Origin of the sequence: Janthinobacterium sp. 35 (genome assembly GCF_002754575.1) — a bacterium.
Taxonomy (GTDB): Bacteria; Pseudomonadota; Gammaproteobacteria; order Burkholderiales; family Burkholderiaceae_D; genus Janthinobacterium; species Janthinobacterium tructae.
On the sequence record NZ_PEFN01000001.1, the window covers coordinates 4,498,618 to 4,519,326 of the forward strand.

At 60.4% G+C, this 20,709-nt stretch carries 23 protein-coding genes and 1 tRNA gene; 23 read left to right on the plus strand and 1 reads right to left on the minus strand.

The genetic code is table 11. From position 1 onward, the window contains the following. Window positions 1–2: 2 nt before the first annotated feature. Window positions 3–500 carry an outer membrane protein assembly factor BamE domain-containing protein gene (gene bamE / locus CLU93_RS20055; RefSeq protein WP_099763020.1) on the minus strand — a complete coding sequence of 166 codons (498 nt, stop codon included), beginning with the start codon at window positions 498–500 and terminating at the stop codon, window positions 3–5. Window positions 501–685: 185 nt separating this feature from the next. Between bamE and rpsO the strand changes: the two genes are divergently transcribed. The 23 genes from rpsO (at window position 686) to nuoK (ending at window position 20,699) form a co-directional block, all read left to right on the plus strand. Continuing rightward, window positions 686–955 carry a 30S ribosomal protein S15 gene (gene rpsO / locus CLU93_RS20060; protein WP_071076969.1) on the plus strand — a complete coding sequence of 90 codons (270 nt, stop codon included), beginning with the start codon at window positions 686–688 and terminating at the stop codon, window positions 953–955. A 221-nt stretch (window positions 956–1,176) separates the two neighbouring features. Beyond that, on the plus strand, window positions 1,177–3,294 hold the full coding sequence (pnp, locus tag CLU93_RS20065; RefSeq protein WP_071076349.1) for a polyribonucleotide nucleotidyltransferase: 2,118 nt from the start codon (window positions 1,177–1,179) through the stop codon (window positions 3,292–3,294). A 214-nt stretch (window positions 3,295–3,508) separates the two neighbouring features. Continuing rightward, a complete protein-coding gene (locus tag CLU93_RS20070) occupies window positions 3,509–4,204 on the plus strand; it encodes a hypothetical protein (RefSeq protein ID WP_099763021.1) in 696 nt (231 codons plus the stop codon). Window positions 4,205–4,210: 6 nt separating this feature from the next. Then, a complete protein-coding gene (locus tag CLU93_RS20075; protein ID WP_218968346.1) occupies window positions 4,211–4,510 on the plus strand; it encodes a hypothetical protein in 300 nt (99 codons plus the stop codon). A gap of 121 nt (window positions 4,511–4,631) precedes the next feature. After that, window positions 4,632–6,578 carry a methyl-accepting chemotaxis protein gene (locus CLU93_RS20080; RefSeq protein WP_165829511.1) on the plus strand — a complete coding sequence of 649 codons (1,947 nt, stop codon included), beginning with the start codon at window positions 4,632–4,634 and terminating at the stop codon, window positions 6,576–6,578. A gap of 154 nt (window positions 6,579–6,732) precedes the next feature. Further along, window positions 6,733–6,942: a hypothetical protein gene (locus CLU93_RS20085; RefSeq protein ID WP_099763023.1), complete on the plus strand. Its 210-nt coding sequence runs from the start codon at window positions 6,733–6,735 to the stop codon at window positions 6,940–6,942. A 121-nt stretch (window positions 6,943–7,063) separates the two neighbouring features. Next, a complete protein-coding gene (locus CLU93_RS20090; protein ID WP_099763024.1) occupies window positions 7,064–7,825 on the plus strand; it encodes a GIN domain-containing protein in 762 nt (253 codons plus the stop codon). A gap of 62 nt (window positions 7,826–7,887) precedes the next feature. Next, window positions 7,888–8,496: a tetratricopeptide repeat protein gene (locus CLU93_RS20095; protein ID WP_071076354.1), complete on the plus strand. Its 609-nt coding sequence runs from the start codon at window positions 7,888–7,890 to the stop codon at window positions 8,494–8,496. A gap of 70 nt (window positions 8,497–8,566) precedes the next feature. Beyond that, window positions 8,567–9,547: an NAD(P)H-quinone oxidoreductase gene (locus CLU93_RS20100; RefSeq protein WP_099763025.1), complete on the plus strand. Its 981-nt coding sequence runs from the start codon at window positions 8,567–8,569 to the stop codon at window positions 9,545–9,547. A 72-nt stretch (window positions 9,548–9,619) separates the two neighbouring features. Next, entirely contained in the window at window positions 9,620–10,369 is a 750-nt protein-coding gene (gene tpiA / locus CLU93_RS20105; protein ID WP_099763026.1) for a triose-phosphate isomerase, read from the plus strand. A gap of 28 nt (window positions 10,370–10,397) precedes the next feature. After that, window positions 10,398–10,802 carry a preprotein translocase subunit SecG gene (secG, locus tag CLU93_RS20110; RefSeq protein WP_071076357.1) on the plus strand — a complete coding sequence of 135 codons (405 nt, stop codon included), beginning with the start codon at window positions 10,398–10,400 and terminating at the stop codon, window positions 10,800–10,802. Between the two features lie 202 nt (window positions 10,803–11,004). After that, window positions 11,005–11,089, plus strand: a tRNA-Leu gene (locus CLU93_RS20115). A gap of 177 nt (window positions 11,090–11,266) precedes the next feature. After that, window positions 11,267–11,626 carry an NADH-quinone oxidoreductase subunit A gene (locus CLU93_RS20120; RefSeq protein WP_071076971.1) on the plus strand — a complete coding sequence of 120 codons (360 nt, stop codon included), beginning with the start codon at window positions 11,267–11,269 and terminating at the stop codon, window positions 11,624–11,626. Window positions 11,627–11,629: 3 nt separating this feature from the next. Further along, window positions 11,630–12,106 carry a NuoB/complex I 20 kDa subunit family protein gene (locus tag CLU93_RS20125; RefSeq protein WP_010399733.1) on the plus strand — a complete coding sequence of 159 codons (477 nt, stop codon included), beginning with the start codon at window positions 11,630–11,632 and terminating at the stop codon, window positions 12,104–12,106. 17 nt (window positions 12,107–12,123) lie between these two features. Next, window positions 12,124–12,717 carry an NADH-quinone oxidoreductase subunit C gene (locus CLU93_RS20130; protein ID WP_099763027.1) on the plus strand — a complete coding sequence of 198 codons (594 nt, stop codon included), beginning with the start codon at window positions 12,124–12,126 and terminating at the stop codon, window positions 12,715–12,717. Beyond that, window positions 12,717–13,970, plus strand: a complete 1,254-nt coding sequence (locus CLU93_RS20135) for an NADH-quinone oxidoreductase subunit D (RefSeq protein WP_010399731.1) — start codon at window positions 12,717–12,719, stop codon at window positions 13,968–13,970. Before CLU93_RS20130 ends, CLU93_RS20135 begins: the two co-directional genes overlap by 1 nt. 12 nt (window positions 13,971–13,982) lie before the next feature. After that, complete coding sequence (nuoE, locus tag CLU93_RS20140) at window positions 13,983–14,462, plus strand: NADH-quinone oxidoreductase subunit NuoE (RefSeq protein WP_071076360.1); 480 nt, start codon at window positions 13,983–13,985, stop codon at window positions 14,460–14,462. Further along, window positions 14,459–15,754: an NADH-quinone oxidoreductase subunit NuoF gene (gene nuoF / locus CLU93_RS20145; RefSeq protein WP_096236670.1), complete on the plus strand. Its 1,296-nt coding sequence runs from the start codon at window positions 14,459–14,461 to the stop codon at window positions 15,752–15,754. The genes nuoE and nuoF overlap by 4 nt, the downstream gene beginning before the upstream one ends. A gap of 22 nt (window positions 15,755–15,776) precedes the next feature. Continuing rightward, complete coding sequence (gene nuoG, locus CLU93_RS20150) at window positions 15,777–18,110, plus strand: NADH-quinone oxidoreductase subunit NuoG (protein ID WP_099763028.1); 2,334 nt, start codon at window positions 15,777–15,779, stop codon at window positions 18,108–18,110. Beyond that, the gene (gene nuoH, locus CLU93_RS20155) at window positions 18,110–19,192 is read left to right on the plus strand and encodes an NADH-quinone oxidoreductase subunit NuoH (protein ID WP_099763029.1); all 1,083 of its coding nucleotides are present in this window, start codon (window positions 18,110–18,112) and stop codon (window positions 19,190–19,192) included. Before nuoG ends, nuoH begins: the two co-directional genes overlap by 1 nt. A gap of 14 nt (window positions 19,193–19,206) precedes the next feature. Continuing rightward, window positions 19,207–19,695: an NADH-quinone oxidoreductase subunit NuoI gene (gene nuoI, locus CLU93_RS20160; RefSeq protein WP_096236664.1), complete on the plus strand. Its 489-nt coding sequence runs from the start codon at window positions 19,207–19,209 to the stop codon at window positions 19,693–19,695. 66 nt (window positions 19,696–19,761) lie between these two features. After that, entirely contained in the window at window positions 19,762–20,394 is a 633-nt protein-coding gene (locus CLU93_RS20165; protein ID WP_071076364.1) for an NADH-quinone oxidoreductase subunit J, read from the plus strand. Continuing rightward, window positions 20,391–20,699 carry an NADH-quinone oxidoreductase subunit NuoK gene (gene nuoK / locus CLU93_RS20170; RefSeq protein WP_010399724.1) on the plus strand — a complete coding sequence of 103 codons (309 nt, stop codon included), beginning with the start codon at window positions 20,391–20,393 and terminating at the stop codon, window positions 20,697–20,699. The genes CLU93_RS20165 and nuoK overlap by 4 nt, the downstream gene beginning before the upstream one ends. Window positions 20,700–20,709: the final 10 nt, after the last annotated feature.

The window sequence follows — 20,709 nt, forward strand, 5'->3', positions numbered from 1 at the left end:
TATCACCAGAAAAAGCGCCGCTCTTCCTTGGCCGGATCGGGGCCGTTCATCATCATGCGCACGATGCCGTCGTGGTCGAAGTGCACGTGCATCATGGAATCCCACACGCCCGATTCCTTGTAGCGGTAGGACCAGACGTGCAGTTTCGGCAGCGACAGATACGATGTTTCCGTCGGGCGGCCCAGGGTGTGCAGCACGTCTTGCTGGGTCGACACGCCCACCTTGATGCGGGCAAAGCCCGGCGTGTCGAGCACTTGCTCGTAAGAAAGCAGCTTGTCGTCGGGGCCGAAGCGGGCCATATACGTGTACTGGCCGTACGGCCCCGTGGCGTATTCCAGTTCCGGGCCCGTGGGCAATGAGTAGATGGCCGTGGGACGGCCCAGGCGCGCTTCCATGGCGGCGCGCGGCTCGCCCGGCTGCGGCGGCGGGACGTTCCAGCTGGCGCAGCCGGCCAGCGCGGCCAGCAGCACGGGTGTTGCCAATTGGCGCAGTTTTTTCATGGTTATCCTCCTGAAATGCGGGAAAATCCTATCATGCACCGAGAAAAGAGCGCACGGCAGGATACAGGCGGGCTTTTTTCCGATATACTTGCGCGTCTGGTTGGAAGCATAGGCCAGTATTTTAATAATCGTAGTTCACGGTGGATAGGGTTCAGACTCTGTGCACCGCATGTGAAAGGTTTATCATGACAGTAGAAAACATCAACAAAGCCGCTATTATCGCGGACAACGCACGTGGTCAAAACGACACCGGCTCCCCTGAAGTGCAAGTTGCACTGCTGACAGCTCGCATCAACGAACTGAACGGCCACTTCAAAGCCCACTCGAAAGATCACCACTCCCGCCGCGGCCTGATCATGATGGTCAACCGTCGTAAGAGCCTGTTGTCGTACCTGAAGTCGAAAGACGCTACCCGTTATCGCGACCTGATCGCTAAACTTGGTCTGCGCAAGTAATTTTTGCCGTACAAGGTTTATACAGAAATGCCTGCGCCAGTTCGCTGACGCGGGCATTTTGTCATTTGAATTCCGGATTTATGTCGGTAAGTGCAGTATGCTCCTACCGATATCATGCTTTAAAAGTAAAGTAGTAAAGGCGGCAACGGTTTTTTCACCGCCTGTGGTGAGGTGAACGACAGCCCCTGAAAATCTGTCGGCAATTAGAAAAGGGATACCCCATGTTTAACAAAGTTACGAAAACCTTCCAGTACGGTCAACACCAAGTGACCCTGGAAACCGGCGAAATCGCACGTCAGGCATCCGGCGCAGTGCTGGTGTCGATCGAAGATACCGTCGTGCTGGCAACGGTAGTGGCACGCAAAGATGCCAAACCAGGCCAGGATTTCTTCCCTTTGACGGTAGATTATGTTGAAAAAACCTATGCTGCCGGTAAAATCCCGGGCGGTTTTTTCAAGCGCGAAGGCCGTCCTTCCGAAAAAGAAACACTGACATCGCGTTTGATCGACCGTCCTATCCGTCCGCTGTTCCCGGAAGGCTACCTGAATGAAGTGCAAGTCATCATTCACGTGTTGTCGGTCAACCCTGAAATCGATCCGGACATCGCCGCCATGATCGGCGCCTCGGCTGCCCTGTGCGTATCGGGCGTGCCTTTCAGCGGCCCGATCGGCGCAGCGCGCGTCGGTTACGCGAATGGCCAGTACATCCTGAACCCGACCGTCCAGCAACTGAAAACGTCGGAAATGGACCTGGTGGTCGCCGGTACCGAAACGGCCGTGCTGATGGTCGAATCGGAAGCGAAACAGCTGTCCGAAGAAATCATGCTGGGCGCCGTGGTCTTTGGCCACGACCAGATGAAAGTCGTCATCGACGCAATTCACGACCTGGTGCGTGACGGCGGCAAGCCGGAAGTGGAATGGGCGCCTGCGCCGAAAAACGAAGCACTGATCGCCCGCGTCGCGCATTTCGCCAACGCCAAGATCAATGACGCGTATCAAACCAAGGACAAGCAAGAGCGTACGGCCAAGCTGAAAGCGGCGACGTCGGAAGTGATCGCCGACCTGTCGGCTGAAGCTGCCGCCAACGGTGGCGCGTCCATCGACAGCGCCGAAGTGAACAACATCCTGTTCGACATCGAAGCGAAAATCGTGCGTACGCAAATCCTGGACGGCGAGCCACGCATCGACGGCCGCGACACGCGCACCGTGCGTCCGATCTCGATCCGCACCAGCGTGCTGCCACGCACCCACGGTTCGGCCCTGTTCACGCGCGGCGAAACGCAAGCGCTGGTCGTCGCTACCCTGGGCACTGCCCGCGACAGCCAGAAGATCGATGCGCTGATGGGCGAGTTCACCGATTCGTTCATGCTGCATTACAACATGCCTCCGTTCGCCACCGGCGAAACGGGCCGCGTCGGTACGCCAAAACGCCGCGAAATCGGCCACGGCCGCCTGGCCAAGCGCGCGCTGATCGCCGCTCTGCCAGCAGCTGAAGAGTTCAGCTACTCGGTGCGTCTGGTATCGGAAATCACGGAATCGAACGGTTCTTCGTCGATGGCTTCGGTCTGCGGCGGCTGCCTGGCACTGATGGACGCCGGCGTGCCGATGAAAGAACACGTGGCCGGTATCGCCATGGGCCTGATCAAGGAAGGCGGCAAGTTTGCCGTGCTGTCCGACATCCTGGGCGACGAAGATCACCTGGGCGACATGGACTTCAAGGTAGCCGGTACCCGCAACGGTATCACGGCGCTGCAGATGGACATCAAGATCATGGGCATCACCAAGGAAATCATGCAAGTGGCACTGGCGCAAGCCAAGGAAGGCCGCGAGCACATCCTGGGCGAAATGCAAAAAGCCATGCCGCACGTCAAAACCGAACTGTCCGATTTCGCACCGCGTCTGATCACCATCAAGATCAACCCGGAAAAAATCCGTGACGTGATCGGCAAGGGCGGCGCCGTGATCCGCGCGCTGACCGAAGAGACGGGCACCCAGATCGACATCAGCGACGAAGGCGTGGTCACCATCGCTTCCGTCGACGCTGCTGCCGGCCAGGAAGCCAAGCGCCGCATCGAAGAACTGACGGCCTCCGTCGAAGTGGGCAAGACCTACGAAGGCACCGTGCTGAAACTGCTGGACTTCGGCGCCATCGTGCAAGTCATGCCAGGCAAAGACGGCTTGCTGCACATCTCGCAGATCGCCAACGAGCGCGTCAACGCCGTGGCCGACTACCTGAAAGAAGGCCAGCTGGTCCGCGTCAAGGTTCTGGAAACGGACGACCGCGGCCGTCTGAAGCTGTCGATGAAAGCTGCTGAAGGCAACGAAGCGCCAGCCGCTTAAAGTTGTCTAAGTTCGACTGACTGCGGCCTCGGCCGCATGCTCAACAACCGCCAGCGCGCAAGCCCTGGCGGTTTTTTTTGCGCCGCGTTTGTGTTGCATCAAGATAGATGCCGCTTTGCGCATCGGCCTTGATCCAGCGCGCATTGGCCAGTTGTGCGCCTTGTAGATTCGGGAGGGGATCTTCCCCTGAACGAGTCTTCCAAGGAGATGCAGCATGCGCACATTCTGCGGGCTGGCCGCCGCCTTTCTGCTTGCCGTCGCGCCCGGCGTCCGGGCCCAGCTGGACAACGCGCCCATGCCGGTGCCGCTGCCCATCCCGATTGCCGGCGCGTCCACGGCCATGCCGGCGCAGGAGATCGACGCCTTGCGCGCCGTGCATGCGCGCGAAATCAACGACCTCAGCACGTTCAAGACGGCGGGCGTGCCGCGGCAAGCTATCGACTCCTATCTCGATAGCGGACCAGGGCAGCAGTTCCTGCGCGAACTGCGCGCCGCCGATCCGGCCGCACCGGCCGAGACGATTTATGCGCGCGCGGTCGAGCAGCTCGCTTCCGGCAGCACCTTGCCCGACTTGCTAGCCATGTCGGCCGCATTGGTAAAAATCGTGCCGCATGGCCAGAATGTGTCGCCGTATTCGCCGTATTTCACCACCAGCGCGCAATTGCAGCTGGTATCTAGCCAGTGCGCCAGCCTGGCCGACTGTTTCGGCTTGCCCCTGAAGAGCGAGGCGCCGCTGTATGATGTGTACCAGATCATGCCCAAGGGCACGGTGAACGTGTTCGTCAGCCAGGTGGCGCCCACGCAAGAGCTGGGCGGGCTGGTGCGGCGCCGTGGCGGGGCGCAACAGTATTTATTGCCAAATCGCAACTTGTGGTCGGCGCCCGTGCTGATCGGCACGATCAGGAACTGAGGAGAGATGATGGACCAGCAGCGCTTGCAAGCCCTGGCTACCGAACTGGAACAGTTGCTGGCGCGCCTGGCGCTCGCCGATGCGGAGGTGGCCGACCTGCGCAGCGCGCTCGAGCCGCTGCTGGCCCTGGCTGGCAGCGGCGCCTTGAGCGCGCCCCTGGCATGGGGCGACATCCCCGGCGGACGTTATTTTACGGAAGGCAGCCTGCGCCGCTACCCCGCGCTGGAACAGGCGTTTGCCCGCTTCCGCATCGAGGCCACGGGCGGCGAATCGCCGGCCTTGCGCAAGCTGCGTGGCGAGATGTAATTAATATTTGGTATCAATTGTTGTTTCTGGGTAATTGAGAGTCAGTATTGCTTGACGACAAAATCTTATTCCCCGACCATGGTGCATCCCTCCCGATTTCCCCTTTTTTATTGGATGCACCATGTTGTCCTCCCTTAAGGCGCGGCTGATCGCCATCGCCGTTTCCATCGTCGTGCTGGCCATGCTGGCTGTGGCCATCGCCAATTTCTTCACCACGCGCTCCAGCACCCTGGCCGCGCTCGACACGCAGATGCTGCAGTTGTCGCACAGCCATGCGCAAGCCATCGCCGAATGGCTGCGTTCCAAGCAGGCCGTGGTCGCTTCGCTCAAGCAGGGCGCCACGGCGGCCGATCCGCTGCCGGCCCTGAAGGCGGCCGAGCAGGCGGGCACGTTCGACATGGCGTACATCGGCTTTGCCGACAAGCGCGCCGTCTTTTCGCAGGAGCGCAAGCGCGCCGCCGACTATGATCCCACGGCGCGCCCCTGGTACAAGCTGGCGTCCGAAACGGGCGGCCCCGTCATTACGGCGCCGTATATCGGCGCCAGCACGGGCAAGCTGGTGGTGACGTTTGCCGAGCCGCTGGGCGGCAAGGGCAGCGTGACGGGCGTGATGGCGGCCGATGTGATGATGGATGCCGTGGTGCAAAACGTCGCCTCGATCAAGCCGACGGCGTCCAGCTACGGCTTTCTCGTCGATGGCGGCGGCAAGATCATCGCCCATCCTGACGGCAAGCTGACCCTGAAACCGCTGGCCGAGCTGGACCCGGGCCTGAGCGCGCAGGCGCTGGCCGATATTGAAAAGAGCGGCGACGGCGCCGCCATTCGCCTCGGCGAGCGTAACGGCATCTTGCATGTGAGTAAAGTGCCGGGCAGCGACTGGCTGCTGGCGACCGTGCTCGACCGCGCCGAAGCGACGCAAGCATTGACCTCCATGCTGCGCGCCTCGGCCCTGACGGCCTTGCTGGTGCTGGCTCTGGCCGCGACGGTATTGAGCGTGCTGGTGGCGCGCGCCCTGCGCCGCCTGGGCCTGGTGCGCGATGCGATGGAAGCGATCGCCACGGGCGACGGCGACCTGACCAGCCGCCTCGACGCGGAAGGTAGTGACGAACTGGCGCAGATCGCCAAGGCCTTCAATTTGTTCGTGGAAAAGATTGCCACCGTGCTGGTACAGATCCGCAGCATCAGCATCCTGGTGCGCAGCGAGTCGGCCGATATTGCCGCCGGTAACGCCGACCTGTCCTCGCGCACGGAAGCCCAGGCAGGGGCGCTGGAACAGACGGCCAGCTCGATGGATGAGCTGACCTCGACGGTGAAACAGAATGCGGAAAACGCGCATGCGGCCAACGAACTGGCCATGTCCGCCTCGGAAGTGGCGGCCAAGGGTGGCCGCGTGGTGCAGCAGGTGGTGGGCACGATGGCCGGCATCCAGGAAAGTTCGCGCAAGATCGTCGACATCATCGGCGTGATTGACGGCATCGCGTTCCAGACGAATATCCTGGCCTTGAACGCGGCCGTCGAGGCGGCGCGCGCGGGCGAGCAGGGCAGGGGCTTTGCCGTGGTGGCATCCGAAGTGCGCAACCTGGCGCAACGCTCCGCAGGCGCGGCGAAGGAAATCAAGGAATTGATCGGCGACTCGGTGGAAAAAGTCGATGCGGGTGGGCGCCTTGTCAATGAAGCGGGCCTGACCATGGATCAGGTGGTGGCCTCGGTGCAGCAATTGACGACCATCATGAGCGAGATCACGGTGGCCAGCCGTGAACAGAGCGCCGGCATCGGCGAGATCAACACGGCCGTCACGCACATGGATACCATGACGCAGCAAAATGCGGCCCTCGTCGAGCAAGCGGCCGCCGCCGCGGAAAGCTTGCAGGAGCAGGCGGTGGATCTGGCACAGGCCGTTGGCATGTTCCGCCTCGGCGATGCCGGCCCTGCCGCAGCACCCGCGCCCGTGACGCGCCTCAAGGCCCGGCCCGCGGCGCCGGCGCCGCGTGCGCCGACCCGTGCGCTCTCGCCGGCCAAGCCCGTCAAGGCGGCCAAGTCCGGCGCCGACGAATGGGAAGAGTTTTAAGTTGCAAGCGTAGCGACCTGCGCGTTTATCCGCGTTTTTGTCAGGCCAGCCTGCCAAAAGCGCAGTTCGTCGCAATCGGCGTGTTGGCCGGGGGCGGTATGGCTATAGTGACACCATACCGCAAGCCCACTGCCAGACACCCGAGGAGAACAACATGAACGTCGCTCAAAACATGGAAGTCATCGCCGTTGCCGCCGCCATCGTGCTCGGCGTCAGCTGCTACGCCATCGCCCCGGCCGCCCCGGCCCTGCAAGTGGCCAGCTCCACGGCCACCGTGGCCGCGCCAGCGAACAAGGCTGACATGCACGTGGTGGTGGTCAAGGCCAAGCGCCTGAGCGCTACCGAAAAAGCCCGTTTCGCCTGATTGATTGTCAGCCCGATTGTCAGCCCTTTTCTGCGCTGCTACAGTGGTGGTCAATGGCAATGCGCGCAAGCCCCACGAGGGCGCCGCGACACATAAAAACAAGATACCGAGGATGCACTACATGAAAAAGATACTGCAACTGGCGCTGCTGTTCCTGGCGACTTTTGGCCTGGTGCGCGGCGTGGCGGCCGAGACCCGCTTGCTGGAAATGCGCAACATCGACGCCCGCGTGGTACGCGTCAAGCTCGACGGCGTGATGGAAGTGCGCATTCGCCAGGGCAACGTGGCGTCCTTGAGCATCACGGCCGACAAGCGCTACATCGCCGATGTCAGCACGGCGCAAAGCGGCGATACCCTGCACATCGAAACGGAAGTGCGCGGCTTCAAGATCGGCCCTTCATCGATCCGCGCCGACCTGGTGCTGCCGAATTTGCGTGAAGTCAGCTCGGAAGGCTTTGGCAGCACGGACATCACGGGTTTCAAGGGCGAGGAACTGACCCTGTCGCTGGAAGGGGCGGGCAGCATCAAGCTGGTGGGCGACTACCGCAAGCTCAATGCCAGCCTGGGCGGCGTGGGCAGCATGCAACTGTGGATCGGCAACAATGAGCGGGCCGAGCTGGACTTGCAGGGCGCCGGCTCGGTGGTGCTGGGCGGACGCGGGCGCATCCTGAAAGCCAGCCTGGGCGGCCTGGGCAGCCTGAATGCGCAGCAATTCGAAGCGGACGCCGTGAACCTGGAATTGAGCGGCCTCGGCAATGCCACGGTGAATGCCCATACGAATGCCAAGCTGAACCTGAGCGGACTCGGTTCGGTGGTGGTGTACGGCAAGCCGGCCAACCGCGATGTCAGCGTCGAGGGCCTGGGCAAAGTCAGCTGGAAGTAAAAGCATCCTGCCGCATGCCTTCGGCAGGACAAGAACAAGTAGTCAGACCACATCCCATTCCGATGAAAAAACTGATCATTACATTACTCATGCTGTTGACGATACAGCTACCCGCGCGGGCTGGCTTCGCCGAAGGCGCCAGCGCCTACAACAACAAGAATTACGCGCTCGCCTACAAGGAAATCCTGCCACTGGCCAAGACCGGTAACGCCGATGCCCAGCATTTGCTGGGCTTGATGTATTACATGGGACGGGGCTTGCCACAGGATTACAAGCAAGCCATGTTCTGGCACCGCAAGGCGGCCGAGCAGGGCAAGGCCGATGCCCAGTATGTGGTGGGCGCCATGTATTACACGGGCAATGCCGTGCTGCAAGACCACAAGCAGGCCGTGGGCTGGTTCCGCAAGGCGGCCGAGCAGAACCATGCGGAGGCGCAGCAGGTGCTGGGCCTGATGTACCGCTACCACATGGGTGGCGTGCCGCAGGATAACGTCATCGCCTACATGCTGTGGAACCTGGCGGCGGCGAATGGCAACGCGAATGCGGCCGACCAGCGCGCCGCCGTGGTGCGCAAGATGACGCATGAGCAAGTCGAGGAAGGGCAAGCCCTGTCGGCGAAATGGAAGCCGGGCACGCCCTTGCCGCGCCAGTCGAAGACGGGCGCCGGTTAAGAGCGGCGCTGGTCTGCAGGGGAGGGCGGCTTGGCGTACAATCGCCGTTTTCCCTTGAAAGAGTCCCGCCATGCGTGCAGTTGCCATCAGCCAGCCAGGTCCCGCCGACGTTTTGCAGATCGCCGAACGTCCCATGCCGCAATACAAGGCGGGCGAACTGCTGATCAAGGTGCACGCGGCCGGCATCAACCGCCCTGACGTGCTGCAGCGCCTGGGCAAGTATGCGCCGCCGGCCGGCGCGTCCGACTTGCCGGGCCTGGAAGTGGCGGGCGAAGTCGTCGATGGCGATTTCAGCAACACTGAATTCAAGAAGGGCGACCTGGTCTGTGCGCTGGTACAGGGCGGCGGCTATGCCGAATACTGCGCCGCGCCCGCCGGCCAGTGCCTGCCCTTGCCCAAAGGCTTGACGGCGCTGGAAGGCGCCTCCTTGCCGGAAAACTTCTTTACCGTGTGGAGCAATGTGTTCGACCGCTGCGCGCTGGCCGACGGTGAAACCTTATTGGTGCAGGGCGGCACGTCCGGCATCGGCGTGACGGCCATTCAATTGGCGGCCGCGCTCGGCCATCGCGTCTTCGCCACGGCCGGCAGCGACGAGAAGGCCCGCGCCTGCGAGGCGCTGGGTGCCGAACGGGGCATCAATTACCGCACGGAAGATTTCGTTGCCGTCGTCAAGGAATTGACTGATGGCAAAGGCGTCGACGTCATCCTCGACATGGTGGGCGGCGACTATCTGCCGCGCGAGATCGATTGCCTGGCCGACGACGGCCGCATCGGCCTGATCGCCGTGCAGGGCGGCAGCAAGGCCACCCTGGACCTGGGGCAGGTGCTGCGCCGCCGCCTGAGTGTCAGCGGCTCGACCTTGCGTCCGCGCCCGGTCGCCTTCAAGGCCGCCATTGCAAACCACTTGCGCACGACCGTCTGGCCGCTGATCGAGGCGGGCAAGATCAAGCCCGTCATCTATCAGACTTTCCCGTTGGAAAAAGCCAACGAGGCGCATGCCTTGATGGAAGCGAGCACGCACGTGGGCAAGATCATGTTGCAAGTTGCCTGAAACGGGGCGCTGCCTGTTTGACCGGCATCGGTGCCGGGGTTAGAATGACGGGTTATTAAAATTTAGGCTACTATGCGTCGCAAACTCGTCGTCGGAAATTGGAAAATGAACGGCAGTCGCACCTCGAACGCGGTGTTATTGTCTGAAATAGTTGCTGGCCTGGCCGCCTCTGGCGCCGCCAGCGCCGTCTGTGTGCCCGCGCCATATCTGGCGCAGTGCCAGGCGCAATTGGCAGGCTCGCCTCTCGGCTGGGGTGCGCAAGATGTTTCCGCGCACGCCAGCGGTGCCTACACGGGAGAAATCTCGGTTGCCATGCTGCAGGATTTCGGCTGCGGCTATGTGGTGATCGGGCATTCCGAGCGCCGCGCCTACCATGGCGAGAGCGATGCACAGGTGGCGGCCAAGACGGTTGCAGCGCTGGCGGCGGGCATTACGCCTATCGTCTGCATCGGCGAGACGCTGGCGCAGCGCGAAGCGGGCCAGACCGACGCGGTCGTGGCGCAGCAGCTGGGTGCCGTGCTGGCGGCGATTTCCGCCGACGACGTGGCGAAACTGGTGCTGGCCTATGAGCCGGTCTGGGCCATCGGCACGGGCAAGACAGCCACGCCGCAAATGGCGCAGGACGTGCATCAGGTATTGCGCGCGCAACTGGCGACAAAGAATGCGGTAGCGGCGGCCGGCGTGCAGATCCTGTACGGCGGCAGCATGAAGCCGGAGAACGCAAAAGAATTGATGGCGATGCCGGATATCGATGGCGGTCTGATCGGTGGGGCGGCATTGAAGGCGGCGGATTTCCTGGCGATTATTCACGCCGCTGATTGAATTAATTTAAACTAAGAATGGAATTGCAATGAACATGATGTTCAATCTGGTAGTGGTAGTACAGGTTATTTCGGCATTGTCGATTATCGCGCTGGTGTTGCTGCAGCACGGCAAAGGCGCCGACATGGGTGCCGCGTTTGGTTCGGGTGCCTCGGGCAGCCTGTTCGGTGCGACGGGTTCGTCCAACTTCATGTCCAAGTCGACGGGCGTTGCCGCCGCGATCTTCTTCGGCGCCACCCTGGCCCTGTCGCTGATGGCCAATCAGCGCGCCACCACGGTGGGCGGCGGCGTGATGGATAAAGTCGTCAAGCCAGTGCCAGTCACCGGCGCGGGCGCGATCCCGACGGCGGTACCTGCTGCGGCTCCAGCGGCCAGCGCTCCAGCAGCGGCAGCCCCTGTTGCCAGCACCCCGGCAGGCGCGATCCCGAAGTAATTTAGTATTTACTGAGTAATAACTCGATACCTCATCGAGAGTAATTCTCATTACGGGCAGATTATTGCTCAATGTTTTGGCAGCGCGGCAGGAAAAAATCGTGGCGCGCTGGAAGATGTAAAAATTTATCGTTTTTATCTGTGTTTTGATGCATTTGTGCATTAACTTTAGCGGCAAAGCAGAGTAGAATACGGGCCTTACCGCCGACGTGGTGAAATTGGTAGACACGCTATCTTGAGGGGGTAGTGGCGCAAGCTGTACGAGTTCGAGTCTCGTCGTCGGCACCAGAAATCAGAAGCCAGCAACGGCGCACGAGCCATGGCTCGTACAAAGTTGCTGGCTTTTTTTACGAGGATGTGTCGTTCGATCCTGGTCTTAGCTTTGATTGGGGTCGTGCGTTAGATACGCTGCAAATGATCGCAGCGTCCTCATTTAACCGATCGTTCAATATAAGCTTATCAATCGTGAACCTCGAAAATTACTTCCCCGTCCTGCTGTTCATTATTATCGGCCTTGGTGTCGGTATCGCTCCCCAGCTCCTGGGGCGCCTGTTAGGCCCTCACAAGCCTGACGCAGCAAAACTCTCCCCGTACGAATGTGGCTTTGAAGCATTCGAAGACGCGCGCATGAAATTTGATGTGCGCTACTATCTGGTCGCAATCCTGTTTATTTTGTTCGATCTGGAAACGGCATTCTTTTTCCCATGGGGCGTTGCAATGCGCGACCTGGGCTGGGCCGGTTTCGTCACGATGATGGTGTTCATCGCTGAATTCGTGGTCGGATTTTGGTACATTTGGAAGAAAGGTGCCCTTGACTGGGAATAAGCCATGGCTATTGAAGGCGTATTAAGCGAAGGTTTCATCACCACCTCGGCCGACAAGCTGATCAACTGGGCGCGCACCGGGTCTATGTTCCCGATGACGTTCGGTCTGGCCTGCTGTGCGGTCGAAATGATGCATGTGGGCGCAGCCCGCTACGATATGGACCGTTTCGGCGTCGTGTTTCGTCCGTCGCCGCGTCAATCCGACGTCATGATCGTTGCCGGCACCCTGTGCAACAAGATGGCGCCGGCCTTGCGCAAGGTCTACGACCAGATGGCAGAGCCACGCTGGGTCATCTCGATGGGTTCCTGCGCCAATGGCGGCGGGTACTACCATTACTCCTATTCTGTGGTGCGCGGTTGCGACCGCATCGTGCCCGTCGACGTGTATGTGCCTGGCTGTCCTCCGACCGCTGAAGCCTTGCTGTACGGCATCATGCAGTTGCAGAACAAGATCAAGCGTACCAGTACGATCGCACGCTAACCGGGCCGCTTCAGATTATGACAACACATTTAGAAGTATTGCAAAACGCCCTCGGCACTGCCCTGGGCGATCGCGTTAGTACCACGGTTGCACTGGGCGAAGTCACCCTGGTCGTCAAGGCCGAGGACTACCTGGCCGTGATGCAGACCTTGCGCGACGATCCGACCCTGCATTTCGAGCAAATGCTCGACCTGTGCGGCGTCGACTACTCGACCTATGGCGACGGTAGCTGGGATGGCCTGCGTTTCGCGGCCGTCTCGCACTTGCTGTCGGTCAAGCACAACTGGCGCGTGCGCGTGCGCGTGTTCGCGCCCGATGACGACATGCCGCTGCTGCCGTCCGTGGTGAACATCTGGCGTGCCGTCAACTGGTACGAGCGCGAAGCGTTCGACCTGCTGGGCATCCTCTTCGAAGGCCACAACGACTTGCGCCGCCTGCTGACCGACTACGGTTTCATCGGCCATCCGTTCCGCAAGGATTTCCCCGTCTCCGGCTATGTCGAGATGCGTTACGATCCGGAACAAAAGCGCGTGATTTACCAGCCCGTGACGATCGAGCCGCGGGAAAACGTGCCGCGCGTGATCCGCGAAGAACATTACGGGATGAAATAATGGCTGAGATTAAGAACTACACCCTGAACTTTGGGCCACAGCATCCGGCCGCGCACGGTGTGCTGCGCCTGGTGCTGGAGATGGATGGCGAAGTCATCCAGCGTGCCGACCCGCATATCGGCCTGCTGCACCGCGCCACCGAAAAGCTGGCCGAACAAAAGACCTATCTGCAATCCGTACCGTACATGGACCGTCTCGACTATGTGTCGATGATGTGCAATGAACATGCGTACGTGATGGCCATCGAAAAGATGCTGGGCCTGGAAGTGCCGCTGCGCGCGCAATACATCCGCGTCATGTTTGACGAGATGACGCGCATCCTGAATCACCTGATGTGGCTCGGCACCCACGCGCTGGACGTTGGCGCCATGGGCCCGTTCCTGTATTGCTTCCGCGACCGCGAAGACTTGTTCGACGCCTACGAGGCAGTCTCGGGCGCGCGCATGCACGCGGCCTACTACCGTCCGGGTGGCGTGTACCGCGACTTGCCCGATGCGATGCCGCAGCACAAGGCCTCGATCATCCGCAACGCCAAGGCGATTTCCAAGCTGAATGAAAACCGCCAGGGTTCGCTGCTGGACTTCATCGAAGACTTCGCGCGCCGTTTCCCGAATTCCGTGGACGAGTACGAAACCTTGCTGACCGACAACCGTATCTGGAAACAGCGCACGGTTGGCATCGGCGTGGTCTCGCCGGAAGATGCGCTGGCCATGGGCTTTACGGGCGCCATGCTGCGCGGCTCCGGTGTGCAGTGGGATTTGCGCAAGAAACAGCCGTACGAAGTGTACGACCTGATGGATTTCGACATTCCTATCGGCACCAACGGCGATTGCTACGACCGCTACCTGGTCCGCGTGGAAGAGTTGCGCCAGTCGAACCGCATCATCAAGCAATGCGTGGAGTGGCTGCGCAACAATGAAGGTCCTGTCATGACCAGCAACCGCAAGGTGGCGCCTCCGGGCCGCGTCGACATGAAGACCAACATGGAGTCCTTGATTCACCACTTCAAGCTGTTCACGGAAGGTTTCCACGTGCCGCCAGGCGAGGCCTACAGCGCCGTGGAACATCCGAAGGGCGAGTTCGGCGTGTACCTGGTGTCCGATGGCGCCAACAAGCCGTACCGCATGAAACTGCGCGCGCCAGACTACGCTCACTTGCAGTCGCTCGACGAGATGGCGCGTGGGCACATGCTTGCCGACGCCGTGACCATCATCGGGACGCAAGATATCGTGTTCGGCAGTATTGACCGCTAAGAGGCAAAAAGTATGTTGTTATCAGAGCAATGCTATAAGAAAATTGACCGCGAGCTGGCCAAGTACCCGGCCGACCAGCGTCAGTCGGCCGTCATGGCCGCGCTGGCCCATGCCCAGGATGAACTGGGCTGGCTGGCGCCGGACACCATGAAGGAACTGGCCGATTACATCGGCATGCCGGCGATTGCCGTGCAGGAAGTGGCCACGTTCTACAATATGTACAACGTGAAACCCGTGGGCAAGCACAAGATCACCGTGTGCACCAACCTGCCATGCGCCCTGTCGGGCGGCGTGCGCGCTGCAGAGTACCTGAAGCAGAAACTGGGTATCGATTTCCGCGAAACCACCGCAGACGGCCAGTTCACGCTGGTTGAAGGCGAGTGCATGGGTGCTTGCGGCGATGCGCCAGTCTTGCTGGTCAGTAATAAAACCATGTGCAGCTGGATGTCGAACGAGAAAATCGACGCCATGCTGGAGGAACTCAAGAAATGACGTCACTCCACAACCGCCATATCGATCCATTGATCCTGAAGGATCTGGATGGCAAGAACTGGCATTTGCAAGATTATGTGAACCGCGGCGGCTATAGCGCCCTGCGGCGTATCCTGGAAGAGAAAATCACGCCGGAACAGATCATCGCCGACCTCAAGGCTTCGTCCTTGCGCGGCCGTGGCGGCGCGGGTTTTCCTACCGGCTTGAAGTGGAGCTTCATGCCGCGCCAGTTCCCGGGTCAAAAATACCTCGTCTGCAATACAGATGAAGGCGAACCGGGTACTTTCAAGGACCGCGACATCATTCGTTACAATCCCCATGCGCTGATCGAAGGCATGGCCATTGGCGCTTATGCGATGGGCATCACCGTCGGCTATAACTATATCCACGGCGAAATCTGGGCCGAGTACGCCCGTTTCGAAGAAGCGCTGGAAGAAGCGCGCGCCGCCGGTTTCCTCGGCGACAAGATCATGGGCAGCGAGTTCTCGTTCCAGTTGCATGCGCACCATGGTTATGGCGCCTACATCTGCGGCGAAGAAACGGCCCTGCTCGAATCGCTGGAAGGCAAGAAAGGCCAGCCGCGCTTCAAGCCGCCTTTCCCTGCCTCGTTTGGCCTGTACGGCAAGCCGACGACGATCAACAACACGGAAACCTTCGCGGCCGTGCCATTCGTGCTGAACATCGGCCCAGAGAAATACCTGGCGATGGGCAAGCCGAACAATGGCGGTTCGAAGATCTTCTCGATCTCGGGCGACGTGGAATTGCCGGGCAACTACGAAGTGCCGCTCGGCACGCCGTTCGCCACACTGCTGGAACTGGCAGGTGGCATGCGCGGTGGCAAAAAGATCAAGGCCGTGATCCCTGGCGGCTCGTCCGCGCCGGTGATCCGCGGCGACATCATGATGCAGACCGACCTGGACTATGACTCGATCGCGAAAGCCGGTTCGATGTTGGGTTCGGGCGCCATCATCGTGATGGACGAAACACGCTGCATGGTGAAGGCGCTGGAGCGCCTGTCCTACTTCTACTTTGAAGAATCGTGCGGCCAGTGTACGCCTTGCCGTGAAGGCACAGGCTGGATGTACCGCATGGTGCACCGCATCGAGCAGGGGCAGGGTCGTCCAGACGACCTGGACATGCTCAACTCGATCGCCGACAACATCCAGGGCCGCACCATTTGCGCGCTGGGCGATGCGGCCGCCATGCCGGTACGGGCCTTCATTAAGAATTTCCGTGAAGAATTTGAATATCATATCGAGCACAAGCATTGCTTAGTGCCCGCATATATCTAAGCTGCGTCAGGTAACGATCACCATGGTTGAAATCGAAATAGACGGCAAAAAAGTCGAAGTCCCTGCTGGTAGCATGGTGATGGACGCCGCCAACAAATTGGGAACCTACATTCCGCACTTCTGCTATCACAAGAAATTGTCGATCGCAGCGAACTGCCGCATGTGCCTGGTCGAAGTGGAAAAGGCGCCGAAGCCTTTGCCCGCTTGTGCGACCCCGGTCAGTGCCGGCATGATCGTGCGCTCCGCCAGCGATAAAGCTGTGCAGGCGCAAAAGTCGGTCATGGAATTCTTGCTGATTAACCACCCGCTCGATTGCCCGATCTGCGATCAGGGCGGCGAGTGCCAGTTGCAAGACTTGGCAGTGGGCTACGGCAAGAGCGAATCGCGCTACAAGGAAGACAAGCGTGTGGTGCAGCCGAAGGAAGCCGGTCCGCTGGTGTCCATGCAAGAAATGTCGCGCTGCATCCAGTGCACCCGCTGCGTACGCTTTGGCCAGGAAGTGGCCGGCGTGATGGAGCTGGGCATGATCGGCCGCGGCGAACACTCGGAAATCGTGTCCTTCGTCGGCCAGACGGTCGACTCGGAACTGTCGGGCAACATGATCGACCTGTGCCCCGTTGGCGCACTGACCTCGAAGCCGTTCCGCTACAGCGCCCGTACGTGGGAACTGTCGCGCCGCAAATCGGTCAGCCCGCATGACGGTCTGGGCACCAACCTGATCGTGCAAGTGAAAGCTGGCAAGGTCAAGCGCGTCCTGCCGCTGGAAAACGAAGCCGTCAACGAGTGCTGGATCTCGGACAAGGACCGTTTCTCGTACGAAGCGCTGGACAGTGCCGAACGCCTGACTTCCCCGATGCTGAAACAGGGCAACGAGTGGAAAGAAGTCGATTGGCAAACCGCGCTGGAATACGTGGCGCACGGTTTGAAAAACATCAAGCACGAGCATGGCGCTGACGCCATCGCCGCGCTGGCCACGCCGCATTCGACGGTCGAAGAGCTGGTCCTGCTGCAAAAAGTCGCCCACGGCCTCGGTTCCGAGCACGTCGACTTCCGCCTGCGCCAGACCGACTTCGCACTCGACGCCAGTGTGAAACCATGGCTGGGCATGCCGATCAGCGAATTTGGCCAGATCAAGCGCGCCTTCGTCATCGGCTCGTTCCTGCGCAAGGATCACCCATTGCTGGCGACGCGTTTGCGCGCGTCCGTCAAGGGCGGCGCCAAGCTGTCGATCCTGCACGCGTCCGACGATGATCAATTGATCAGCATCGCCAACAAGATGATCGTCGCGCCGAGTGATTGGCTGGCGGCCTTGTCGGAAGTGCTCGTCGCTGTTGCTCAAGCCAAAGAAATCGCCGCACCAGCCGGTTTTGAAGCAGTTGTTGCTTCGGACGTGGCAGTGGCCATCGCTGCCAGCCTGATGGCCGGCGACCATGGCGCCGTGCTGCTGGGTAACGCGGCAACGCAACACCCGCAAGCGTCGCAACTGCATGCTGCCGCGCAATGGATCGCCGAACAGACGGGCGCCAAGCTCGGTTACCTGACGGAAGCGGCCAACACGGTAGGCGCGCACCTGCTCGCCAAGCCGCGCGCCAATGTGCAAGCAGCGTTTGCCGTGCCGAAAAAAGCTTACGTGCTGCTGCACGCCGAGCCGGAACTCGATGCCGCCAATCCACAAGCGGCCCGCGCCGCCCTCGATGGCGCCGACATGGTCGTGGCCATGTCCGCCTTCAAGCACGGCATGGATTACGCCGATGTCTTGCTGCCGGTCGCCCCGTTCGCTGAAACCTCGGGTACTTTTGTGAACTGCGAAGGCCGCGCGCAAAGTTTCAACGGCACCGTCAAACCGCTGGCCGATACCCGTCCAGCCTGGAAAGTGCTGCGCGTCCTGGGCAACATCCTGGGCCTGGCCGGTTTCGACTACGACACCTCCGAAGCGATCCGCGACGAAGCGTTTGGTGCCGGCGTGACCGATCTGTCGGCACAGCTGAACAACATCGCCAAGAACGCACCGGAAGCGGCAAGCTACGCACCGGCCTCGCCGGCACTGCAACGCATCGCCGACGTGCCGATCTACTTCGCCGACGCGCTGGTACGCCGCTCCGAACCGCTGCTTCGCACGGTCGATGGCGCCGCGCCGCAAGCGCACCTGTCCCTGGCGCTGGCTGAAAAGCTGGGCATCAAGGCGGGCGACAAGGTCAAAGTGGCGCAAGGCTCCGGCAGCGCCATCCTGGTGGCGGCAATCCATGCCGGCTTGCCAGCCAATGTGGTCAAAGTGTCGGCGGCGCATGCCTCGACGGCTAGCCTGGGCGGCATGTTCGGTGACATCACAGTTGAAACAGCAGAGGGGAAAATCTGATGGCTCTGCCTGAATTTGTAAACGTCATCAACAGTACCGGCCAGGATTTGCTGGGCGGTACCTGGCCGTTCTTCTGGACCCTGATCAAGATCCTGTGCGTGCTGTTGCCACTGATGGGTCTGGTTGCTTACGCCACCCTGTGGGAGCGCAAGCTGATCGGCTGGATCCAGATCCGCGTCGGTCCGAACCGCGTCGGTCCATTGGGCTTGCTGCAACCGATCGCCGATGCGCTGAAACTCTTGTTCAAAGAGATCATCATCCCGGCCAAGGCCGCCAAGGGCCTGTTCGTGATCGGCCCGATCATGACCATCATGCCGGCCCTGGCCGCCTGGTCGGTCGTGCCGTTCGGTCCGGAAGCCGTGCTGGCCAACGTCAACGCGGGCTTGCTGCTGCTGCTGGCGATTACCTCGATGGAAGTCTACGGCATCATCATCGCCGGCTGGGCCTCGAACTCGAAGTACTCGTTCATGGGCGCCATGCGCGCTTCGGCACAGATGATTTCGTATGAAATCCCGATGGGCTTCGTGATGGTCATCGTGCTGATGGTCTCGGGCAGCCTGAACTTCATCGACATCGTCGGCGGCCAGCAAATCGGCTACTTCGCCGACAAGGGCGTGAACTTCATGTCGTGGAACTGGCTGCCGCTGCTGCCGATGTTCGTCATCTACCTGGTGTCGGGCCTGGCTGAAGCCAACCGTCACCCGTTCGACGTCGTCGAAGGCGAGTCGGAAATCGTCGCCGGCCACATGGTCGAGTACTCGGGCATGGCCTACGCCATGTTCATGCTGGCCGAATACGCCAACATGATCCTGATCGGCGCGCTGGCTGCGATCATGTTCCTCGGTGGCTGGTCCGCACCATTTGCCTTCCTCGAGTTCTGGGGTGGTTTCGGCGGCTTCTTCTGGCTGTTCGCCAAGACCTTCTTCATCGTCTCGGTGTTCATCTGGGTGCGCGGTACTTTCCCACGCTACCGTTATGACCAGATCATGCGCCTCGGCTGGAAAGTGTTTATCCCGTTGACGCTGGTCTACCTGGTCTTCGTCGCTGCCTGGATGCAGACATCCTGGAATATTTGGAAGTAAGAGAGTGCATACGAATGGATAAGGTAAAAGATTTCCTCAGCAGCCTGTTGTTGGGCGAGCTGATCAAGGGCATGGCGCTGACAGGCAAGTACATGTTTTCGCGCAAGATCACGGTGCAATTCCCGGAAGAGAAGACACCGATCTCGCCGCGTTTCCGTGGCTTGCACGCGCTGCGCCGCTACCCGAACGGCGAGGAACGTTGCATCGCCTGCAAGCTGTGCGAAGCGGTTTGCCCGGCGATGGCCATCACGATCGAATCGGAACAGCGTGACGACGGTTCGCGCCGCACCACGCGTTACGATATTGACTTGACCAAGTGCATCTTCTGCGGTTTCTGCGAAGAGTCCTGCCCGGTCGATTCGATCGTCGAGACGCAAATCCTGGAATACCACGGCGAGAAACGCGGGGATTTGTATTACACGAAAGAGATGTTGCTGGCCGTGGGTGATCGTTATGAAAATGACATCGCCGCTGCGCGCGCCGCCGACGCACCTTATCGCTGATGGATGCGCCGCAGCCCCAAAGCTGCGGCGCGCCCCTCGTTCATCTGTACGTCTATTGGGTTTTTTATGGACTTTAAAACAATTTTGTTTTACGCCTTCGCGCTGATCTTGATTCTGGCAGCGACGCGCGTCATCACGGCCCGTAATCCGGTCCACGCAGTACTGTTCCTGGTGCTGTCCTTCTTTTCCGCAGCGGGCATCTGGATGCTGCTGCAAGCTGAATTCCTGGCCATCGTGCTGGTATTGGTGTATGTCGGCGCCGTGATGGTGCTGTTCCTCTTCGTCGTCATGATGCTCGATATCAATATCGACCGCATGCGCGAAGGCTTCTGGGGCTACCTGCCTTTGTCCGTGACGGTGGGCGTGATCATCGTGCTGGAAATGGCCGCTGTCCTGTGGCACGGTTTCCGCAACTTTACGCCTAGCATCGCTCCGGTGAACGTCAACCTGGGCGGCACCAAGGAACTGGGCCTGCTGATCTACACGGAATATGTGTTCGCCTTCGAGATCGCTGCCGTCGTGCTGCTGGTGGCCATCGTTGCCGCGGTTGCACTGACCCTGCGCAAACGCAAGGACACCAAGCATTTTGCTCCAGGCGATGCGGTACGCGTCAAGCGTAACGACCGCCTGAAGATCATCAAGATGGACGCGGTGGTCGAGCGTCCTGCGGCTGAGCCGGAAGTTAAGGAGGCACCATGACATTATCGCTCACACATTTTCTGGTCCTGGGCGCGATCCTGTTCGCAATCTCGATCGTCGGTATTTTCCTGAACCGCAAGAACATCATCGTATTGCTGATGGCAATCGAATTGATGCTGCTGGCGGTGAATATGAATTTCATCGCGTTCTCCCATTTCATGGGCGACGCGGCCGGTCAGATCTTCGTTTTCTTCATCCTGACGGTTGCCGCCGCTGAGTCGGCTATCGGTCTGGCTATTCTGGTGGTGATGTTCCGTAATCTGGATACCATCAACGTCGAAGACCTGGACAGCCTCAAAGGCTGATGTTTTTCAG

Excerpts from the sequence above, each read along its gene's own strand:
- bamE (WP_099763020.1), bottom strand. The coding sequence starts at position 500 with ATGAAAAAACTGCGCCAATTGGCAACACCCGTGCTGCTGGCCGCGCTG.
- rpsO (WP_071076969.1), top strand. The coding sequence starts at position 686 with ATGACAGTAGAAAACATCAACAAAGCCGCTATTATCGCGGACAACGCA.
- pnp (WP_071076349.1), top strand. The coding sequence starts at position 1,177 with ATGTTTAACAAAGTTACGAAAACCTTCCAGTACGGTCAACACCAAGTG.
- CLU93_RS20070 (WP_099763021.1), top strand. The coding sequence starts at position 3,509 with ATGCGCACATTCTGCGGGCTGGCCGCCGCCTTTCTGCTTGCCGTCGCG.
- CLU93_RS20075 (WP_218968346.1), top strand. The coding sequence starts at position 4,211 with ATGATGGACCAGCAGCGCTTGCAAGCCCTGGCTACCGAACTGGAACAG.
- CLU93_RS20080 (WP_165829511.1), top strand. The coding sequence starts at position 4,632 with ATGTTGTCCTCCCTTAAGGCGCGGCTGATCGCCATCGCCGTTTCCATC.
- CLU93_RS20085 (WP_099763023.1), top strand. The coding sequence starts at position 6,733 with ATGAACGTCGCTCAAAACATGGAAGTCATCGCCGTTGCCGCCGCCATC.
- CLU93_RS20090 (WP_099763024.1), top strand. The coding sequence starts at position 7,064 with ATGAAAAAGATACTGCAACTGGCGCTGCTGTTCCTGGCGACTTTTGGC.
- CLU93_RS20095 (WP_071076354.1), top strand. The coding sequence starts at position 7,888 with ATGAAAAAACTGATCATTACATTACTCATGCTGTTGACGATACAGCTA.
- CLU93_RS20100 (WP_099763025.1), top strand. The coding sequence starts at position 8,567 with ATGCGTGCAGTTGCCATCAGCCAGCCAGGTCCCGCCGACGTTTTGCAG.
- tpiA (WP_099763026.1), top strand. The coding sequence starts at position 9,620 with ATGCGTCGCAAACTCGTCGTCGGAAATTGGAAAATGAACGGCAGTCGC.
- secG (WP_071076357.1), top strand. The coding sequence starts at position 10,398 with ATGAACATGATGTTCAATCTGGTAGTGGTAGTACAGGTTATTTCGGCA.
- CLU93_RS20125 (WP_010399733.1), top strand. The coding sequence starts at position 11,630 with ATGGCTATTGAAGGCGTATTAAGCGAAGGTTTCATCACCACCTCGGCC.
- CLU93_RS20130 (WP_099763027.1), top strand. The coding sequence starts at position 12,124 with ATGACAACACATTTAGAAGTATTGCAAAACGCCCTCGGCACTGCCCTG.
- CLU93_RS20135 (WP_010399731.1), top strand. The coding sequence starts at position 12,717 with ATGGCTGAGATTAAGAACTACACCCTGAACTTTGGGCCACAGCATCCG.
- nuoE (WP_071076360.1), top strand. The coding sequence starts at position 13,983 with ATGTTGTTATCAGAGCAATGCTATAAGAAAATTGACCGCGAGCTGGCC.
- nuoF (WP_096236670.1), top strand. The coding sequence starts at position 14,459 with ATGACGTCACTCCACAACCGCCATATCGATCCATTGATCCTGAAGGAT.
- nuoG (WP_099763028.1), top strand. The coding sequence starts at position 15,777 with ATGGTTGAAATCGAAATAGACGGCAAAAAAGTCGAAGTCCCTGCTGGT.
- nuoH (WP_099763029.1), top strand. The coding sequence starts at position 18,110 with ATGGCTCTGCCTGAATTTGTAAACGTCATCAACAGTACCGGCCAGGAT.
- nuoI (WP_096236664.1), top strand. The coding sequence starts at position 19,207 with ATGGATAAGGTAAAAGATTTCCTCAGCAGCCTGTTGTTGGGCGAGCTG.
- CLU93_RS20165 (WP_071076364.1), top strand. The coding sequence starts at position 19,762 with ATGGACTTTAAAACAATTTTGTTTTACGCCTTCGCGCTGATCTTGATT.
- nuoK (WP_010399724.1), top strand. The coding sequence starts at position 20,391 with ATGACATTATCGCTCACACATTTTCTGGTCCTGGGCGCGATCCTGTTC.